This window comes from Streptomyces sp. NPDC050738, from assembly GCF_040654175.1.
Taxonomy (GTDB): domain Bacteria; phylum Actinomycetota; class Actinomycetes; order Streptomycetales; family Streptomycetaceae; genus Streptomyces.
Genome location: NZ_JBFAHN010000005.1, coordinates 479,537 through 497,442, shown reverse-complemented (window position 1 = coordinate 497,442; position 17,906 = coordinate 479,537). Strand labels below are relative to the sequence as shown.

General features: G+C 71.2%; 17 protein-coding genes. 10 read left to right on the top strand and 7 right to left on the bottom strand.

All coding sequences use genetic code 11. From position 1 onward, the window contains the following. The first annotated feature begins 28 nt into the window (after positions 1 to 28). Both AB0H78_RS16700 and der read left to right on the top strand, forming a co-directional pair. Entirely contained in the window at positions 29 to 616 is a 588-nt protein-coding gene (locus AB0H78_RS16700) for a lysophospholipid acyltransferase family protein (protein ID WP_363235166.1), read from the top strand. A gap of 75 nt (positions 617 to 691) precedes the next feature. Then, a complete protein-coding gene (gene der / locus AB0H78_RS16695) occupies positions 692 to 2,122 on the top strand; it encodes a ribosome biogenesis GTPase Der (RefSeq protein ID WP_363235110.1) in 1,431 nt (476 codons plus the stop codon). A gap of 12 nt (positions 2,123 to 2,134) precedes the next feature. Here der and AB0H78_RS16690 read toward each other — a convergent pair whose 3' ends face one another. Then, the gene (locus AB0H78_RS16690) at positions 2,135 to 2,482 is read right to left on the bottom strand and encodes a hypothetical protein (RefSeq protein WP_363235109.1); all 348 of its coding nucleotides are present in this window, start codon (positions 2,480 to 2,482) and stop codon (positions 2,135 to 2,137) included. Positions 2,483 to 2,586: 104 nt separating this feature from the next. After that, a complete protein-coding gene (locus AB0H78_RS16685) occupies positions 2,587 to 3,360 on the bottom strand; it encodes a hypothetical protein (RefSeq protein WP_363235108.1) in 774 nt (257 codons plus the stop codon). A 420-nt stretch (positions 3,361 to 3,780) separates the two neighbouring features. Between AB0H78_RS16685 and AB0H78_RS16680 the strand changes: the two genes are divergently transcribed. Then, entirely contained in the window at positions 3,781 to 4,461 is a 681-nt protein-coding gene (locus AB0H78_RS16680; protein ID WP_363235107.1) for a transglycosylase family protein, read from the top strand. A gap of 109 nt (positions 4,462 to 4,570) precedes the next feature. Next, positions 4,571 to 5,152: a transglycosylase family protein gene (locus tag AB0H78_RS16675; protein ID WP_363235106.1), complete on the top strand. Its 582-nt coding sequence runs from the start codon at positions 4,571 to 4,573 to the stop codon at positions 5,150 to 5,152. Here AB0H78_RS16675 and AB0H78_RS16670 read toward each other — a convergent pair. The 3 genes from AB0H78_RS16670 to AB0H78_RS16660 are packed head-to-tail and all read right to left on the bottom strand — an operon-like array spanning position 5,118 to position 9,359. Then, complete coding sequence (locus AB0H78_RS16670) at positions 5,118 to 5,795, bottom strand: ATP-binding cassette domain-containing protein (protein WP_363235105.1); 678 nt, start codon at positions 5,793 to 5,795, stop codon at positions 5,118 to 5,120. The two genes, AB0H78_RS16675 and AB0H78_RS16670, sit on opposite strands and share 35 nt — an antisense overlap. After that, the gene (locus AB0H78_RS16665; RefSeq protein ID WP_363235104.1) at positions 5,792 to 8,974 is read right to left on the bottom strand and encodes an ATP-binding cassette domain-containing protein; all 3,183 of its coding nucleotides are present in this window, start codon (positions 8,972 to 8,974) and stop codon (positions 5,792 to 5,794) included. Before AB0H78_RS16665 ends, AB0H78_RS16670 begins: the two co-directional genes overlap by 4 nt. Positions 8,975 to 8,978: 4 nt before the next feature. Then, positions 8,979 to 9,359, bottom strand: coding sequence for a hypothetical protein (locus AB0H78_RS16660; RefSeq protein WP_363235103.1), 381 nt, complete (start codon positions 9,357 to 9,359; stop codon positions 8,979 to 8,981). Positions 9,360 to 9,411: 52 nt separating this feature from the next. On the opposite strand from AB0H78_RS16660, the gene AB0H78_RS16655 reads away from it, so the two are divergent. The 5 genes from AB0H78_RS16655 (at position 9,412) to AB0H78_RS16635 (ending at position 14,374) form a co-directional block, all read left to right on the top strand. Further along, entirely contained in the window at positions 9,412 to 9,933 is a 522-nt protein-coding gene (locus AB0H78_RS16655) for a hypothetical protein (RefSeq protein ID WP_363235102.1), read from the top strand. Further along, positions 9,911 to 11,185: an ABC transporter substrate-binding protein gene (locus tag AB0H78_RS16650; RefSeq protein WP_363235101.1), complete on the top strand. Its 1,275-nt coding sequence runs from the start codon at positions 9,911 to 9,913 to the stop codon at positions 11,183 to 11,185. The genes AB0H78_RS16655 and AB0H78_RS16650 overlap by 23 nt, the downstream gene beginning before the upstream one ends. 136 nt (positions 11,186 to 11,321) lie before the next feature. Beyond that, the gene (locus tag AB0H78_RS16645; RefSeq protein WP_363235100.1) at positions 11,322 to 12,605 is read left to right on the top strand and encodes a glycosyltransferase family 4 protein; all 1,284 of its coding nucleotides are present in this window, start codon (positions 11,322 to 11,324) and stop codon (positions 12,603 to 12,605) included. Then, positions 12,602 to 13,381 carry a hypothetical protein gene (locus AB0H78_RS16640; protein WP_363235099.1) on the top strand — a complete coding sequence of 260 codons (780 nt, stop codon included), beginning with the start codon at positions 12,602 to 12,604 and terminating at the stop codon, positions 13,379 to 13,381. The genes AB0H78_RS16645 and AB0H78_RS16640 overlap by 4 nt, the downstream gene beginning before the upstream one ends. Positions 13,382 to 13,384: 3 nt before the next feature. Then, entirely contained in the window at positions 13,385 to 14,374 is a 990-nt protein-coding gene (locus tag AB0H78_RS16635) for a YafY family protein (RefSeq protein ID WP_363235098.1), read from the top strand. Here AB0H78_RS16635 and ctaD read toward each other — a convergent pair. After that, on the bottom strand, positions 14,304 to 16,016 hold the full coding sequence (gene ctaD, locus AB0H78_RS16630; RefSeq protein ID WP_363235097.1) for a cytochrome c oxidase subunit I: 1,713 nt from the start codon (positions 16,014 to 16,016) through the stop codon (positions 14,304 to 14,306). The genes AB0H78_RS16635 and ctaD overlap by 71 nt on opposite strands. Positions 16,017 to 16,429: 413 nt before the next feature. Between ctaD and AB0H78_RS16625 the strand changes: the two genes are divergently transcribed. Continuing rightward, a complete protein-coding gene (locus AB0H78_RS16625) occupies positions 16,430 to 16,645 on the top strand; it encodes an I78 family peptidase inhibitor (protein WP_363235096.1) in 216 nt (71 codons plus the stop codon). 68 nt (positions 16,646 to 16,713) lie between these two features. Here the strand turns inward: AB0H78_RS16625 and AB0H78_RS16620 are convergent, their stop codons facing one another. Then, positions 16,714 to 17,727, bottom strand: a complete 1,014-nt coding sequence (locus AB0H78_RS16620; protein WP_363235095.1) for a phosphatase PAP2 family protein — start codon at positions 17,725 to 17,727, stop codon at positions 16,714 to 16,716. Between the last annotated feature and the right edge of the window lie 179 nt (positions 17,728 to 17,906).

Below are 17,906 nucleotides of genomic sequence, written 5' to 3'. Positions count from 1 at the left end.
GGTCGGCCGGTCCATCGGCATCGGGCTCATGTACGGGTTGTGGAAGCCCCGGGTGCTCGGCTCCTGGCGGGTTCCGGCGAGTGGCCCCGTGATTCTCGCCGTCAACCACTCGCACAACATCGACGGTCCCATGGTGATGGGGACCGCTCCGAGGCCGGTGCGCTTCCTGATCAAGAAGGAAGCGTTCGTGGGGCCGCTCGATCCGTTTCTGCGCGGAATCGGTCAGGTCAAGGTGGACCGGACGAGCGTGGACCGCAATGCGATCGGCGATGCGCTCGGAGTGCTGGATGATGGAGGGGTGCTGGGGATTTTCCCCGAGGGCACCAGGGGCGAAGGAGACTTCGCCTCACTGCGCGCCGGGCTCGCGTACTTCGCGGTACGCGGCGGGGCGCCGATCGTGCCGGTGGCGGTGCTGGGAAGTACGGAGCGCCGCGGCCGGTTGATAGGTGGGCTGCCGCCGCTGCGCAGCCGCGTCGATGTCGTCTTCGGTGACGCCTTCGACGCGGGAGACGGAAGCGGACGGCGTACGCGCAAGGCCTTGGACGAGGCCACCGTACGGATCCAGGCGCGGCTGACCGCCCACCTGGACAGCGCCAGGCGCCTCACCGGGCGCTGAGCGAGACTTGAACTTGAGTAGTGGGCTGTGGGATCACGGGCCACCGATGATGAGCAACACAGAGGAACGGACTTCATGAACGACCAGCTGGATCCCGAGTATGCAGAGTTCATGGAGCTCGCCGCGGAAGAGGGCTTCGACGTCTCGGACGTCGAAGGCGCGATCGACGAAGCGGTCGGACCGCCGCTTCCCGTCCTCGCCGTCGTCGGCCGTCCGAACGTGGGCAAGTCGACCCTGGTGAACCGCATCATCGGCCGCCGTGAAGCCGTCGTCCAGGACAAGCCGGGCGTCACCCGCGACCGGGTGCGGTACGAGGCCGAGTGGGCGGGCCGCCGCTTCATGGTCGTCGACACCGGCGGCTGGGAGCAGGACGTGCTGGGGCTCGACGCCTCCGTCGCCGCCCAGGCCGAGTACGCCATCGAGACCGCCGACGCCGTGGTCTTCGTCGTCGACTCCACAGTCGGCGCCACCGACACCGACGAGGCCGTCGTCAGGCTGCTCCGCAAGGCGGGCAAGCCCGTCGTGCTCTGCGCCAACAAGGTCGACGGCCTGAGCGGCGAGGCGGACGCCACCGCCCTGTGGTCGCTCGGTCTCGGCCTGCCGCACCCCGTCTCCTCGCTGCACGGCCGCGGTACGGGCGACATGCTCGACGCCGTCCTCGAAGCGCTGCCGGAGGCACCCGCGCAGACCTTCGGCACCGCGATCGGCGGGCCGCGCCGTATCGCCCTCATCGGGCGCCCCAACGTCGGCAAGTCCTCGCTGCTGAACCAGGTCGCGAAGGAGGACCGTGTCGTCGTCAACGAGCAGGCCGGCACCACCCGCGACCCGGTCGACGAGCTGATCACCCTCGGCGGCATCACCTGGAAGTTCATCGACACCGCGGGCATCCGCCGCAAGGTGCACCTCCAGGAGGGTGCGGACTACTACGCCTCGCTGCGTACCGCCGCCGCCCTGGAGAAGGCCGAGGTCGCGGTCGTACTGATTGACACCAGCGAGTCCATCAGCGTGCAGGACCAGCGCATCGTGACGATGGCCGTGGAGGCGGGGCGCGCGCTCGTCATCGCGTACAACAAGTGGGACACGCTCGACGAGGAGCGCCGCTACTACCTCGAGCGCGAGATCGAGACCGAATTCGGGCAGATCGCCTGGGCGCCGCGGGTGAACGTCTCCGCGCTCACCGGCCGCCACATGGAAAAGCTGGTCCCGGCGATCGAGACGGCCATCGCGGGCTGGGAGACGCGCGTGCCGACCGGCCGGCTCAACGCCTTCCTCGGCGAGATCGTCGCCTCGCACCCGCACCCGGTCCGCGGTGGCAAGCAGCCGCGCATCCTCTTCGGTACGCAGGCGGGCACCAAGCCGCCGCGTTTCGTCCTCTTCGCCTCGGGGTTCCTGGAGGCCGGCTACCGGCGCTTCGTCGAGCGTCGGCTGCGCGAGGAGTTCGGCTTCGAGGGCACCCCGATCCACATTTCCGTGCGGGTGCGCGAGAAGCGCGGGCGGAACAAGTAGGCCCCAGCGGACCTACAGCCCCCTTCGGGGGCCGGGCGGCAGCGCTGCCGGGAGATGGTTCCCGGTGTGCTGCCGCCCTGTTGTGTGTCCGGGTGTGTGACCGGGCGTGTGCCAGGACCCGGTGTGCCCCGGGTAGTGGCCGGTGCGGCCTCCGGGGTGGGCTCCGTTGCCGAAGGCCGTGAACCCCAGGTTCTCCTCACCGCTGCGGTCGCCCGGGAGCGCCCGGAAGGATCTGAGGTACTCGGAGTACAGGGCGTCGTAGATCGGGGTGGGGGACGGGGCGTGCGATGGGTCCTGGGACGGGCGCATCGCTGGGATCTGGTTCTGATACGGCTGGCGGCTGGAGTCGTATGAGTGCACGTATCTGCCAACGACACCATCGCCGGTCGGATGCGGGCTCGGCGAAGAAATCGCTGATCGGCAGGGGTGCGAGCGGGGTGCGCGGGGCGTGAGCGGGGTGCGGATCAGGTGCCGGCCAGCGGGAGCGCCGCCGCGACCAGGTAGCCGCCCGCCGCGGCCTTTTCCAGGGCGCCGCGGAGCAGGTCCTCGCGGGGCTGCTGGCCGATCGATCCTGCGGGGGCCGCGAACAGCAGGACCGTGTGCGACTTGTTCGCCGCCGCGCGCCAGGCGTCGGTGACCTGGAGCGGCTGATGGGCCTGCCACCAGGAGACCGGGCTGCCGCCGCCGGTGCCCGGCTGGAGGATCGCGTGCAGCTGGCCCATGGCGAGGAGTACGGACCAGCCCGCGAGCGGGGCGGGCGGGCGGTTCACGTCGCCCGCCGGCTGGAACCCCTGCTCGATGAGGAGCGGAAGGAATTCGTCGACGCCGGCGATGGAGCCGGGGCGGGCGATCGGGCCGGTCGGCTCGACGACCAGCGCCGGCCGGAGCTCGCCCTCGACGAGGACAAGACCGCTGGTGATGCCGAGGACGGCCTGCTCGGGGGCCGAAGAAGCCGTGTCGCTGTCGCCGGTGATCGACCGTACGGCGCCCTGGAGCTGGTCCTCGGAGACCTGGACCACCTGGGACGGGATGCAGGTCGCGTGGGCGAAGGCGAGCACGGCGGTCTCGTCGCCGACGAACAGCACCGTGCTGGTGCGCTCCTGGTCGGAGTCGCCTGGGGTGCGACAGGAGGTGCAGTCGTAGCTGCCCGCGGCGTTCTCGCCGGCGAGCAGCAGGTCGGCCTCTTCATCGCCGATCTCGGCGCGTACGTCCTGGCTGACGTCGAGCATGCGCGGCACGGGTGGCTCCTCGAACTCGGTTCGTGGGCCGGGCAGTTCCCGGCTCATAAAGAGAACAACGGATGATCTGTGTCCGGGGTCACGCGCAAAGGCGAACGGAATCGAACCATCCTCAGCACACCGTGAGAGGGCCGCCGGAATCTCTCACTCCCTGTCAACTCATGCTGAGTGCATGGAAGTTGAAGGGGTGAGGTGGGTCACAGATCACTTCGTTCGCAGGTCGACAAATGACGAAATCTCCGAATCAAGTGGGCGGCCGAAATTCGCTGATACTCCGGGTAACGGTCAACTGGCCTGGAATGACAAGCAATTGGTTGATACCACCGGCCCGCCCTCCATAGATTCCATCGCCGTGTGCACCGAGCACCCCTGGGGCGACCGCAGCCGGCGGCCGGACCCGGGTCCTGCGAGAGGGAATCCATGTCCGAATGTTCCAGTTCCATACGCAGTCGTGAGAAAGCAGCGCTCGTAGCGGTCACCCTGGTGGCGCCGCTGGCACTGCTCGCCGCCACCGCCGGACAGGCACAGGCGGCGGACACCGGGGTGTGGGACCGCATCGCCAAGTGCGAGAGCGGCGGCAACTGGCACATCAACACCGGCAACGGCTACTACGGCGGACTGCAGTTCTCCGCCGGTACGTGGCGGGCGCACGGCGGCGGGGCGTACGCGTCCACCGCCGACCGGGCCAGCCGTGCCGAGCAGATCGCCGTCGCCACCAAGGTGCAGCGGGCCCAGGGCTGGGGGGCCTGGCCCACCTGTTCCGCGAGGGCGGGGGCGTACGGAAGCGCGCCGGCCTCGGGTACGCCCAAGGCCCACAAGGCCCATAAGGCGGCCAAGGTCCACAAGGCCGCCAAGGCGCCGAAGGTCGTCAAGGCGCCCGAGGCGCCCGTGACCACCAGGTCCGCGCCGTCCACCACCCCGTCCGCCCCGGCAACGACGCCGGACCGCGGAAACGGCACGTACAAGGTCAGGAGCGGCGACACCCTGAGTGCCATCGCCGCCGTCCACGGCACCACCTGGGGTGCGCTCTACGCCGCCAACAAGGCCGTCATCGGCAGTGATCCGGACCTCATCCTGCCCGGCCAGCGGCTCGCACTCTGACACTCCGAGCAAGCGGGGAGGTCCCACCCGGTCACCCGACCGGGTGGGACCTCCCTCCGCACCGCGCGGCATGATCGCCGCAGGCTCCGCCGCTGCTTAGCGTGACCCGATGCATAGCCCCCGTTCCCGTCTGTGGCCCGCCGCACTGCTGGCCCTCCTGCTCGCCCTCGTGCCGATCGGCGCGCAGGCCGCGGCCCCGCCCCCGCCCGCCCCCGGATCGCGCGCCACCGACGCGGGCTTCGGCCCGTACGGCTGCGCAGCCACTCAGTGGCCCTGGAGCTGCCTCGCCGAGTGTGAGAGCAGCGGCCGCTGGGACGTGAACACCGGCAACGCCTACTACGGCGGGCTGCAGTTCTGGCAGCCCACCTGGGAGGAGCACGGCGGCCTCGCGTACGCCCCGCGCGCCGACCTCGCCACCCGCGCCGAACAGATCGCGGTCGCGCAGCGGGTGCTGGCCGACCAGGGCTGGGAGGCCTGGCCCGTCTGCTCCAAGAAGTACCGGCTCGAAGGACGCATCCACACGGTGCGGTCCGGAGAGACGCTCACCTCGATCGCCCGCAAGTACGGGATCAAGGGCGGCTGGCAGGCGCTCTACCGGGCCAACGCCCAGATGATCGGCTCCCACCCGGACCGGCTGAACGTCGGGACGCTGCTGGTCATTCCGCCGGGATCTCAGCAGGCTCGCCGCTGAACACCACGGCTCCGCGCCGGAGTTGATGCACCACCACCGTCACCGCTGCTGCCGTCCGGCCGTCCAGGCCGGGCGGCAGTCTCTGTTCCGCGATCACCACGGCCGCCGAGCGGGCGGCGAGAGCGGTGAGTATCGTGTACGTGGCCGCCGCGACCGGCGGCGACATGCCGAGGGCGGGTTCGTCCACCAGCACGACCCGGGCGTGCGCCAGGACCGCGCGGGAGAGGGCGAGCATGCGCTGCTCGCCTCCGGAGAGGGTGCCGGCGCGGCGGGCGAGAAGCGGGCGCAGGGCCGGATAGACGGTCAGGGCCGGGGTGACATCCCCTTTCGCGGCCGCCAGCCGGAGGTTCTCGGCGACCGTGAGGGTGGGGTGGACCGCCTGCTGGTCCGGTACGGAGCACAGGCCGCGGCGGGCGCGGAGATGGGCGGGGGTGCGGGTGATGTCCTCGCCGCGGCGCAGGACGCGGCCCGAGGTGAGGGGCACGGTTCCGGCGAGGGCGCGCAGGGCGGTCGTACGGCCGGAGCCGTTGCGGCCGAGCAGGACGGTGACGGCGCCTGCCGGGGCGGGGAGGTGCACTCCGTGCAGGGCTTCGAGAGGGCCGTAGTGCACGCGGGCGTCGCGCAGTTCGATCTCGACGTTCATGGGGTGATCCGTCCCGCCTCCATGGTGTGCACCCGGTCGGCGATCCCGGCGACCAGGTCGAGGTCGTGCTCGACGACGAGTACGGCCGTGCCGTGCGCGGCGAGGGCGGCGAGCGTCGCTGCCAGGGCCCGGGCCTCGTCGGCGTCCAGGCCTGCGGCGGGCTCGTCCAGGAGGAGGGCGTAGGGCTGTCCGGCCAGGGCTCTGGCGAGCTCCACGCGGCGCAGGATGCCGGTGGGGAGCCCGGCGGTGTGCCGGTTTCGGACCGGACCGTCCAGGTCGAGGAGGCGCAGTACGGAATCGACCGTGCGGCCGGGGTCGCGGACCCGGCCCTGCTCGGCTCCGATCCGTACCTGCTCGGCGATCGTCAACGAGGAGAAGACGGCGAGCTGTTGGAACGTCCGGGCCACGCCGAGCCGGGTGCGCGCGTGGGCGCTTCTGCGGGTGATGTCGGATCCTGCGAGGGTGACGCGGCCCGATGCGGGGCGGAGCGTGCCGCAGAGGCAGTGGAACAGGGTGCTCTTGCCGGCGCCGTTGGAGCCGATCAGGGCCGTGATGCGGCCGGGCTCGACGGTGATGTCGACGCCGTCGAGGACGGTGAACGCCCCGTAGGAGAGACGGAGTTGGTGGGCGACCAGGGGGCCCGGGGGAGTGACGGCGCGTATCCGGGGGGCCGGGGACCGGGTGGGGGCGGGCGGGGTCGGCTGTGCCGGTTGCGCCGGGGGGCTCAGGCGGGCTCGTGCGCGCTCGCCCAGCGGGGTCAGCGTGCGGCTGCGGCGGGGCGGGCGCAGGGCCGGGCGGAAACGGGTGAGCAGCAGGGCCAGGGCGCCGACCGCGGTGGCCGCCAGGCCGGTGCGGGACCCGGAGTCCAGGGCGGTGAGCAGCGCCGCTGCCGCCGGGGCGGCGAGCAGGATGTCCGCGCCCAGGATCATCAGCGCCGCGAACCACAGGAGGCCGCGCACCGGATCGTACGCCGTCGGGTCGAAGGCGCCCGCCCCCATCGACAGCAGCCCGCCGCCGAGCGCCGCGAGGGCGGCGCCCAGGGTGAAGGCCAGGAGCTTGAGGCGGGGCACGGGGACCCCGGACGCCGCAGCGCCCTGTTCGTGGTCGCGCATCGCTGCGAGCGCGCGTCCCGAGCGGCCGCGGCGCAGCGCCGCTACGGCGAGCAACGCGCCGATGAGGACGGCGAGTTCGAGGGAGTAGAAGGCGCGGTCCGATGTGAATCCGGCCGGCCGGGAAAGCGTCACGCCGGACGTCGCGTACGGCTGGTCGAGGACGAAGCGGCTCACCGCGGTCCCCACGGCGAGTGTGGTGAGGGCCAGCGCGAGACCGCGCCGACGGATCGCCGGCCAGCCGGTGAGGAGGCCGAACGGGGCCACGAGGACGACGGCCGCGGCGAGTGCGGCGAGCTCGGGCAGGCGGACGCCGAGCCGGGCCGTGAAGAGCGCGCCGAGACCCGCGTACGCGGCCTGCCCCAGGGCGAGTTGACCACTGCGGCCCGTCACGACGACGAGGGAGAGCAGGACGACGGCGAGCGCGGGAACGGGGAGGGCGGCGTGCGGTCCGAAGACGAGGGGGAACGACAGGAGCGCCCCGGCGGGCACCCAGAGGGCGTCCCGGATCCGCGGGGACGCAGGTGGCCGGCCGGCGCGGGCGGTGTGGGCGGTCCGGGCTCGGAGGGCCCGAAGGCGCCGGCGAGCGCCCGGCGCGAGGGCGAGGCGTGTCGCTGCGGAGGGTGAGGGCGATGGTTCCGGGGCGCCCGGTGCCGGTGCTTGCGTGGCGCCGTCCGTGGTCGAACAGGGGGTGCCAGGGCCCGCGACGACCGTCGGTTGCGCGGTGTCGGCGGACCGGGCCTGGCCTGTCCTGGTGGCGTGCGGGTTCGGTTCGGCGGTTGTGGTGGGCCGCTCGGCGGCGGTCGGTGGGGAATGGGGGGCCTTCTGCGCAGCGGCAGGGCGCCGGGCCCTGCTCTCGGTCCTTGAGGGCGGCGTGAGGTCGACCATCGGCTCCGGTCCGGACATGGCGGCTCGCCGTTCCGGCTTGGCTATGGAGTCGGGTTCCGGTGGCTGGGGTGTGGTCCGTCGGTCCGTGGCCTCCGGCGCGGGGGCTTGCCCGGTCCGGCCGGTGGCGGCTGTCCGGCGGGCCGGCTCGTCCGTGGTCGGACGTGCGTGGGATGTACGGGTCGCAGGGCCGCCGCTCTCCGCGGCCGGTGGACCAGGGTGCTTCGCCGGAGCCGGTACGGGCGGCCCCTCCCGAGGCCCCGTCGGCGAGAGGCGTGGTGTGCGGACAGTACGGGGGCCTCCGTGCCTCGTCCGGGCGCGGACAATGTGCCATGCACGTAAGGGAGTTGGCTCCCCGGCCCCGCCCCATCGCACCGTCAGCGCCGCGATCAGCAGCGCTACCACGAACAGGTTCGAGCCCACTGCCTGAAGCAGCGGGTCGAGGCGGCCCGGTGGGTGCAGGCGCGTCAGCTGGGCCTGGGCCACTCCCAGTGCGAGCGCCGTGGCCACCGCGACCGGCAGGCTCCGCATCCGGGCCGCCACCGCCACCGCCATCACCTCCATGACCAGCAGCGGGAGACCGTACGGGTCCAGGCGTACGTACGGAGCCAGCAGCACCCCCGTCAGGCCTGCCGTGAACGACCCGAACGCCCACCCCGCCGCCGCCACCCGGCCCGCGTCGATGCCGCCCAGCTCGGCCAGGGCGCGGTTGTCGACCACCGCCCGCAGCTCCTGTCCGAAGCGGGTCCAGCGCGTCACCGCCGTCACCGCGCCCGCCAGCACGCCCACCGCGGCGAGCTGGATCCACGGGTTGTCGGGGAGCAGGGCCGGTGCGTCCGCCCGGGCCCCGGGACCCCAGACCAGACCCGCGACACCGATCAGCAGCACGAAGACCCCGATCGACGCGACCAGCGCGCGCGTGGGGTCGCCGCCCAGGAGCGACATCAGCAGCCCGAGGCCCGGTGCGGCGACCAGCAGGGTCAGACAGGCCGCGAGGGGCAGCGGCCAGCCCCAGCCCACCGCCAGCTGCCGGAGCAGGAAGGCGCAGATCATCGCGATCGCACCGTGCGCGAGGTTGAGCACGCCCGTCGCCCGGTAGGTGACGATCAGGCCGATTCCCGTGAGGGCGGCGGCACTTCCGACGGCCAGTCCCGCCAGGACGAGGTCGTACGTCAGGGAGTCCACGGCGTCAGGGTTCGCACACCGGGCAGGGCGCCAGCTCCCGGCCGTCCACCGGCACCGCATCGGGTTTGCCCGCGACGAGCAGACAGCCCGGCCGGTGGGCCAGGGTCCCGCCCGGCAGGCACAGCAGTACGCCGCCTTCCTCAACCGGCCCCGGGGGCAAGGGAGTCGGGTCATCGGCGACCAGCAGCCCGTACACCTCGGCGAGCGCGAGCAGCACCGCGCCCGCCACGATCAGCGCCGCGCCCGGCACCGTACAGGAGGCGAGGTAGGGGACCTGGCGTGCGGTGAAGCGCTCGCCCGAGACCCCGTACCAGCCGGCCGCGCAGAGCAGCACGCCGCCGCCGAGGGCCGCAAGGCCCGCCCAGAGCAGTCGGGAGGTGCGCATCAGGCCCCCGTAGGTCTGTGCAAGGACGCCAATCCCTTGCACTATGCCCCCTATGGACCTCTTCAGGTACCCACGCGCCGCACTCGGTGTGGCCGTCGCGGCACTCCTGCTCGCCGGGTGCTCGGACAACTCGCCGTCCAAGTCCCCGCCGAGCACCAGCAGTTCGGGCACCGCCACCACAGTTCCCGCCACGAGCGCACCCGCAGGCGGAGCTCCCGCCGACCAGGCCGCCGCCAAGCAGCAGATCGAGAAGAACTGGGCCGTCTTCTTCGATCCCGCGACGTCCACGGAGGACAAGGTCAAGGTCCTCGAGAACGGCAGCACCCTGCGCCCCCTGCTCGCCCTCTTCAGCGGTGACAAGAACGCCTCGCAGGCCAAGGCCAAGGTCACCGCCGTGCAGTTCACCTCGGCGACGTCCGCCGACGTCACGTACAACCTGCTCGTCGGCAACGCGACCGCGCTGCCGGACAGCAAGGGCACCTCGGTCCTCCAGGACCAGACCTGGAAGGTCTCGGTCAAGTCCCTCTGCGCGCTGGTCGCCCTGAGCGGCAATGCGGCGGCACCGGGCTGCTGAGCGGGTTCTCGCGGCGGCGCTCCTCCTGCTGAGCGCCGCCTGCGGCAGCCGCTTGCCCGAGCGCGACTTCGAGCAGGGCCCTTCGCCGACGGCCGCCTCGGCTCCCTTGCGTATCGGCATCATCACCAGCATCACCAGCCCCGTCGGGGGAGCCGCCTTCACCGGCACGAGGGACGGCGCACAGGCCTATTTCCGGCAGGTCGATGCGCAGGGCGGCATCGCGGGCCGCCCGGTCGAGGTCCTCACCTGCGACGACGGCGGCAGCCCTCTCGGCAACACCGAGTGCGTGCACCGACTCGTGGCGGAGAAGAAGGTCTTCGCGCTGGTCGCCACGACCGCGCTGGCCTACGCCGGGGCACCGCAGGTCTCCCGGGCCGGCGTTCCCGACATCGGCGGACAGCCCATCGGCCCCGCGTACGACACCTATCCGCACCTCTACGGGATCTACGGCAGCCAGGCGCCCCGCACCGGCACCCCCGGCTGGGACGGCGAGCTCTACGGCGGCACCGAGATCTACCGCTACTTCAAGCAGACCCAGGGCGCCCGCACCGCGGCTGTCGTCTCCTACAACCAGGCCGCGTCCGCCGCGTACGCCAGGCTCATCACCCAGGGACTGCGCAAGGAGGGGTACGAAGTGGTCCCCGAGCAGGTCGACTTCGCGCTCCCCAACTTCCGCGCGGTCGCCGCCGACCTGCGGGAGCGCGGCGCCGATCTGGTCTTCGACGCCCTGGACACGCACGGCAACGCCCAGCTGTGCGAGGCGATGGACGCGGTCGGGGCCCGCGTCACCGCCAAGGTCACCAACGTCCAGAACTGGACCGACTCCGTCCCCGCGGACTACCGCGACTCCCCGCACTGCCGCAACGCGCTCTGGGTGACCGGCTCCAGCCGCAACTACGACGAGACCACCGACCCCCAGGTCCGCGCCTTCCGCGCCGCCCTGCACGGCAAGCCGCTCTCCCAGTGGCAGCTGGAGGGCTGGGCGGCCGCCATGTGGTTCACGGATGCCGCCCGCTCCTGCGCCGCCGACCTCACCCGCGCCTGCGTCGAGCGCTTCGTCGGGCGCCCTGAGCCGTATACGGCCCGCGGGCTCCTGCTCCCCGTGCGCTACGAACAGCTGGCGCGGCCCCCGGCGACCCGGCGCACCTGTCTGTCGGTGGCCCGCTGGCGGGACGGCACCGGGTGGGTCACCCGGAGTGGCCCCATGGACACGAACTGTTTCACCGTGCCTCAGCTGCCCTATCGTCCGTGAACCGTCGTGAACCGTCCGTGACGACCGCCCGGAGCGGGCCCTAGTAAAGTTCACAGCAGACGCACAAGCAGACCGGCATGCCGACCACATGCAGGCCTGCGGACCAGTGTGGAGACCCAGGGGGATCGGCCGGCTCATGCACATATCGTTTCTGCTGCACAACGGGTACGGGATCGGCGGCACGATCCGTACGACGTTCAATCTCGCCGAGACTCTCGCCGAACAGCACGACGTCGAGATCGTCTCCGTCTTCCGCCACCGCGACCTGCCGGCCCTGGGCGCCCCCGCCGGCGTGACGCTGCGCCATCTCGTCGACATGCGCAAGACGAGCGCGACCTTCGACGGGGACGCTCCCGAGCACGCCCGCCCGGCGACGGTCTTTCCGCGCGGGGACGGGCGCCACACGCAGTACAGCCGCCTCACCGACGCCCGGATCGGCGCCCACCTGAAGGCGCTGCGGGCGGACGTCGTGGTCGGCACCCGGCCCGGGCTCAATGTGCAGATCACCCGGCAGACCCGGCAGGGTCCCGTCCGCGTCGGCCAGGAGCACCTCACCCTGGACAGCCACAGCTACCGGCTGCGCCGCGAGATCGCCCACCGCTACCGGCTCCTCGATGCGGTCACCACCGTCACCGAGGCCGACGCGCGCGCGTATCGCACCCGGCTGAAGCTGCCCGGCGTACGGATCGAGGCCGTCCCCAACAGCGTCCCCGCGCCGGTGCTCCCGCCCGCCGACTCCACCGGCAAGTGGGTCATCGCGGCGGGCCGCCTCACCGACGTCAAGCGCTACGACCTGCTCGTGCGGGCCTTCGCCAAGGTCGTCGCCGCCCGCCCCGACTGGCGCCTTCGTATCTACGGAAGCGGGGACGCCAGCGGGAACGAGAAGGACGCCCTGCGCGCCCTCATCGACGAACTCGGCCTCTACAACCACGTGTTCCTGATGGGCTCGGCCAACCCCATCGAGCCCGAGTGGACCAAGGGCTCCGTCGCCGCGGTCACCTCACGCCTCGAGTCCTTCGGCATGACCATCGTCGAGGCCATGCGCTCCGGGCTCCCCGTCGTCTCCACCGACTGCCCGCACGGCCCCGGCGAGATCATCACCGACGGTGTCGACGGCCTTCTCGTACCGGTCGGCGACGTGGACGCGATCGCCGGCGGGCTGCTCTCCCTGATCGACGACGACGAACTCCGGCGCAGGATGGGGCAGTCGGCACAGGAGAACGCCGCGCGGTTCGACCCGTCCCGTATCGCCGAGCGGCACGAGTCGCTCTTCACCGAGCTCGTCGCCGGAGCGGGTTCGGGGCATTGCCGCGGCGGTCTGCGCGATTCCGTGCACCGCGCCCGCTCGACGGTTCTCGACGGGGCGTACGGGCTCCGCTACAGAGCAAGTGCCGCGCTCCGGAAGGGCAAGTCCTCATGACGATCATTCCCGCGCCGCGCGCCGACTGCACTACTGCCGCAGACGGTTCGATCACCTTCGTGGTCGACGACACCCGCGCCACGGCCCTCGTGCTCCAGAACCGCAGGACCGGCGAGCGTCTCCGTCTCGAACTCGCCCCGCACGCCGTGCTGGCCACGGCGACCGGCCTCGCCCAGGGACGCTGGGACGTCCTCGCCGACTGCGGCGACGACGGCGAACAGAGCGTCGAATCCGGCATCAGGGACCTGCGCACGCTCCTCGACCGCGTCCCCGAGCCGCCGGCCGCGGCCGTCGCGGTCCGTATCCCGTACCAGGCCAAGGGCGGCGCGCTGGCCGTCCGCAGCTGGCTGCGCGCCCCGCACGCCGAGGTCGGCGAGATCGGCTTCGTGCAGGGCGCGATGACGGTCGAGGGCCGGCTGTACGGGGCCGGGCTCGGCCCCGGCGCGGTCGTCGAGGCCCGGCTGCGCGGGACGCCGGGCGAAGTGCACCGCGAGCCCGTCACCGGGGAGTCCGGGGCCTTCGCCTTCACGCTGCCGTACGCCCCGCTGGCCGCCGCGGGCATCGTGAAGGAGACGTTCCGGGACCTGTGGCTGCTGCCCTCGGGCGAGGGCGGCGGGGCGGTACGCATCGCGCGCATCCTCGACGACATCGCGGACCGCAAGGGCATCTACGTCTACCCGGCCCGTCCCGCCGACGCCCAGGGGCGTGCCACGGCGGTCCCGTACTACACCGTCGAGAACGACCTCAGCGTCCGGCTGGACCCGGTGGCGGGCTGAGCGGTGCTGGACACCTCGGCCCGGCTGCTGCGCCTCCTCTCCCTGCTGCAGGCCCACAGGGAGTGGTCGGGGGCGGACCTCGCGGACCGGCTCGGCATCACGCCCCGTACGGTGCGGCGCGACGTCGACCGGCTGCGCGAGCTCGGCTATCCCGTCGACGCCAGCCCGGGCACCGGCGGCGGCTACCGGCTCGGTGCGGGCGCGGAACTGCCGCCGCTGCTCCTGGACGACGACGAGGCGGTGGCCGTCGCCGTAGGCCTGCGCACGGCTGCGGGCAACGGCGTCGAGGGGATCGGCGAGACGTCCGTACGGGCCCTGGCCAAGCTGGAGCAGGTGCTGCCGCACCGGCTGCGCCGCCGCATCGGCGCGCTCAACGCCTTCACCGTCCCGATGCTGCGCGGCAACGGCTCGGCGACCGTCGAGCCGGAGGTCCTCACCGAACTCGCCAATGCCTGCAGGGACATGGAGCGGATGCGGTTCGAGTACCGCGACCACGGCGGGACTTCGAGCAGGCGCACCGTGGAGCCGCACCGGCTGGTCTGCACCGAGCGCCTCTGGTATCTGGTCGCCTGGGACGTGGACAGGGGCGACTGGCGCACCTTCCGGGCCGACCGGATCACCCCGAAGCCGCCGCACGGACCGCGCTTCGAGCCGCGTACGCCCCCGGCCGACGACCTCGCCGCGTACGTCTCCCGTGGCGTGTCCACGACCGCGTACGCCAGCAGCGCCGTGGTGCGGCTGCTGGTGCCGATGGAGGCGGCAGCGGAACGGATCTCGCCCACCGCCGGGGTCCTGGAGGCCGTCGACGCGCAGAGCTGTCTGCTGCGCTGCGGGGCGGCGAGCCTCGATGTGATGGTGATCCATCTGATGCTCCTGGGCGTCGACTTCGAGGTGATCGAGCCGCAGGAGCTGAAGACGCGGATCAGGACGGCTCGGGACCGGCTTTCGAGGGCTCTGGAGCCTCCGGAGTCCCCGTCTCCGCAAGCGCACTGAGCGCCGCGAACTCCGGATGGTGCAGGTCGAAGGCGGGTGACTCGGAGCGGATCCTGGGCAGCGTCAGGAAGTTGTGGCGCGGTGGCGGGCACGAGGTCGCCCACTCCAGTGAACGCCCGTACCCCCAGGGGTCGTCGACGTCGACCTTCTTGCCGTACTTCGTGGTCTTCCAGACGTTGTAGAGGAACGGCAGCGTGGACAGGCCCAGCAGGAAGGCGCCGATCGACGAGATGGTGTTGAGCAGCGTGAAGCCGTCGGCCGCCAGATAGTCCGCGTACCGCCGTGGCATGCCCTCCGCGCCCAGCCAGTGCTGGACCAGGAAGGTGGTGTGGAAGCCGACGAAGAGCGTCCAGAAGTGCAGCTTGCCCAGCTTCTCGTCGAGCATCTTGCCGGTCAGCTTGGGCCACCAGAAGTAGAAGCCGCCGAAGGTGGCGAAGACGACCGTGCCGAAGACGACGTAGTGGAAGTGGGCGACCACGAAGTACGAGTCGGTGACATGGAAGTCCAGCGGTGGCGAGGCCAGGAGCACGCCGGTGAGACCGCCGAAGAGGAAGGAGACCAGGAAGCCCACCGACCAGAGCATCGGTGTCTCGAAGGACAGCGAGCCCTTGAGCATCGTGCCCGTCCAGTTGAAGAACTTCACCCCGGTCGGGATCGCGATCAGGAAGGACATGAAGGAGAAGAAGGGCAGCAGCACCCCGCCGGTGGCGAACATGTGGTGTGCCCAGACGACCACGGAGAGCCCGGTGATGGACATCGTCGCGGCGACCAGCGTGGTGTAGCCGAAGATCGGCTTGCGCGAGAAGACCGGGATGATCTCGCTGATGATGCCGAAGAACGGCAGCGCGATGATGTAGACCTCGGGATGGCCGAAGAACCAGAAGAGGTGCTGCCAGAGCAGCGCACCGCCCGACTGGGGCTCGAAGACGACCGAGCCGAACCGCCGGTCGGCCTCCAGGACCAGGAGCGCCGCGGCCAGCACGGGGAAGGCGATCAGCACCAGGATCGAGGTGAAGAGCACGTTCCAGGTGAAGATCGGCATACGGAACATGGTCATGCCGGGGGCGCGCATCCCGATGATGGTGGTGATGAAGTTGACCGCGCCCAGGATGGTGCCGAAGCCCGCCAGCGCCAGGCCCATGATCCACAGGTCCGCGCCGATGCCGGGGGAGTGGTTGAGCGAGTTGAGCGGGGCGTAGGCGAACCAGCCGAAGTCGGCAGGGCCCTCCGGAGTGATCTCCGAGCCGAGGACGATCAGTCCGCCGAAGAGGAACAGCCAGTACGAGAACATGTTCAGCCGCGGGAAGGCGACGTCGGGCGAACCGATCTGCAGCGGCATGATCTCGTTGGCGAATCCCGCGAAGGTCGGGGTCGCGAAGAGCAGCAGCATGATCGTGCCGTGCATCGTGAACATCTGGTTGTACTCGGTGTTCGACATGATCTGCAGGCCCGGTCGGGCCAGCTCGGCCCGCATGAGCATGGCCATGAGCCCGGCGATCAGGAAGAAGACGAACGACGTGATCAGGTAGAGATGCCCGATCTTCTTGTGGTCCGTGGTCGTCAGCCAGTCCACGAGCACCCGGCCCGGCCGGCGCACCCGTGCCGGGCCGTCGGCCGTCGCCTCCGCGGTCGTCGTACCCATCACGTGCCCCCTCGATGGCCGGGTGTCGGGCAGGAGACATGATGCGCGCGTTGGGGCCCACTCCAACAGGGGGCGTACGCAACGGGATCAGCGCGCGGGGCCGTGGAACCGGTCGGCCAGGGGTGCGAATGATGTAAGGAATCCGTGAATCCCCTATGCGCCGTCAACTCATGTGCGGCGGCCTGGACGTGTGAATTCAAACGCCGCTCGGAGGGCGTTGTCCCGGAATTCACCGTGGATATGGATGACGTCCCCGGGGGCGGCGGAATTCCTGGGCGAAGAACGCCTTGACTCCACGAACGGGTGAAGGAGTTCGATACAAACACTCGTCGTGATCTTGTGACACAAGTGTGACCGATGGGGTACGGAACCCGGCCTTCCCTCTGAGTGGCCCGCCGCCTACGGTGACTGTCATGGCACCTGTACCGACCCCTCCCGCACAGCCCGACGACGCCCCCGCCTCCTATGTGGGCCTCGATGCCGCAGGCGCGGAGCAGCTGGCCCGTGAGCGCGGCTGGTCCACCGTGAGGTCGCTGCCGCCGGGCGCGATCATCACCATGGAGTACCGCCAGGGACGGCTCAACTTCGAGGTCGAGGACGGCAGGGTCAACCGCTGCTGGCAGGGCTGACGGCGCGCGTCCGCGCCGGCGGCACGGCAAAGGCCCCGACCACAGGGTGGTCGGGGCCTTCTGGCGTACTAGTTGACCGGGCGCGCCTGCGGATTGCGCGGCGCGCGGTCCGCGTGGGGCGGTCGCCGGCTGCCCACCGGGGTGACCGGCGTACGTTCCGAACGGGCCCCGTGCGGGCGCTGCACGGTGGTCCTGAGGGCCGTCGCGGTGCGCCCCGAAACAGCGCCCACCGGCTCACGCAGCGGGTCCGTGTCCGCTGCCGGACGGCGCGGCGGGAACAGTGCGGGACTGGTGGGAACGGGCGAGGGCAGTACGGGTGCGAGCCTGCGCCGGGCGCGCCAGCGTTCCCGTACGGCGAAGATCATCGCTTCGGCACGGGCGATCAGCGGCTCGAACCAGGGCAGGGCCAGCAGGATGAGCAGGCCCGCTGCCCAGCCGAGCAGAACATCGCTCAGCCAGTGCGTACCGAGGTAGACCGTGGTCGCACCCACACCGAGCGCGATGACCGACGACACCACTGACAGATAACGCCTGGTCAGCGGCGTGGAGGCGAGGTAGGCGAGGATTCCCCAGGTCACGACCGCGTTCGCGGTGTGCCCGGACGGAAATATGTCCCCGCCCTGGTAGAGCTCGGCGGAGCCGATGCTCGTGGCGTAGTGCGGGCCGAGCCGGCCGAGGCCGATCTTGACCGCGCCGACCGTGACGTTCAACAGCAGCAGTGAGGCGCCGAGCGTGAGCAGCGGGCGCAGTGTGTGCTGGCGCCAGGAGCGCCAGCCGAGCCAGGCGGCGACCATCACGGCGGTGGGGCCGCGCTGGCCGAGCACCACGAAGTAGTCCAGGAAAGCGTGCAGTTCCGGCCACTGCTGGAAGGGCCGGAACATGAAGACCTTCCAGTCCAGATCCACCAGCCAGGACGTGGACAGTACGGCGACGACGATGGCCACGTAGAAGGCCAGCGTCGCGCTGAAGAGGACCGCGCGGGTACGGGTCATCCGCGGGGTCTCTATCTTCGGCGGCTCCGGTTCCCGGTCCAGACGGGCGAAGAGCCGCTCCAGTCGGGTGATGGATCGGTCGGTACGCACCCAATCGACGTTACAGCGGGTGAGATGCGGACTAGGCCGATCCGGTGTCTTTGTGATGACGATGTGATGTGGAGTATGTCTCACACGAGAGTTTGTTCCCGCTTATTCGCACGTCATGTAGGACTTTTGGCACTGGTGGTGTTGATCGTTTTTATCGGAGCCTTACGGTCATTGAATTC

Bases quoted from the DNA above. Each gene is read 5' to 3' on its own strand.
- AB0H78_RS16700 (WP_363235166.1), top strand. From the start codon at position 29: ATGTACGGGTTGTGGAAGCCCCGGGTGCTCGGCTCCTGGCGGGTTCCG.
- der (WP_363235110.1), top strand. From the start codon at position 692: ATGAACGACCAGCTGGATCCCGAGTATGCAGAGTTCATGGAGCTCGCC.
- AB0H78_RS16680 (WP_363235107.1), top strand. From the start codon at position 3,781: ATGTCCGAATGTTCCAGTTCCATACGCAGTCGTGAGAAAGCAGCGCTC.
- AB0H78_RS16675 (WP_363235106.1), top strand. From the start codon at position 4,571: ATGCATAGCCCCCGTTCCCGTCTGTGGCCCGCCGCACTGCTGGCCCTC.
- AB0H78_RS16670 (WP_363235105.1), bottom strand. From the start codon at position 5,795: ATGAACGTCGAGATCGAACTGCGCGACGCCCGCGTGCACTACGGCCCT.
- AB0H78_RS16660 (WP_363235103.1), bottom strand. From the start codon at position 9,359: ATGCGCACCTCCCGACTGCTCTGGGCGGGCCTTGCGGCCCTCGGCGGC.
- AB0H78_RS16655 (WP_363235102.1), top strand. From the start codon at position 9,412: ATGGACCTCTTCAGGTACCCACGCGCCGCACTCGGTGTGGCCGTCGCG.
- AB0H78_RS16650 (WP_363235101.1), top strand. From the start codon at position 9,911: ATGCGGCGGCACCGGGCTGCTGAGCGGGTTCTCGCGGCGGCGCTCCTC.
- AB0H78_RS16645 (WP_363235100.1), top strand. From the start codon at position 11,322: ATGCACATATCGTTTCTGCTGCACAACGGGTACGGGATCGGCGGCACG.
- AB0H78_RS16640 (WP_363235099.1), top strand. From the start codon at position 12,602: ATGACGATCATTCCCGCGCCGCGCGCCGACTGCACTACTGCCGCAGAC.
- ctaD (WP_363235097.1), bottom strand. From the start codon at position 16,016: ATGGGTACGACGACCGCGGAGGCGACGGCCGACGGCCCGGCACGGGTG.
- AB0H78_RS16625 (WP_363235096.1), top strand. From the start codon at position 16,430: ATGGCACCTGTACCGACCCCTCCCGCACAGCCCGACGACGCCCCCGCC.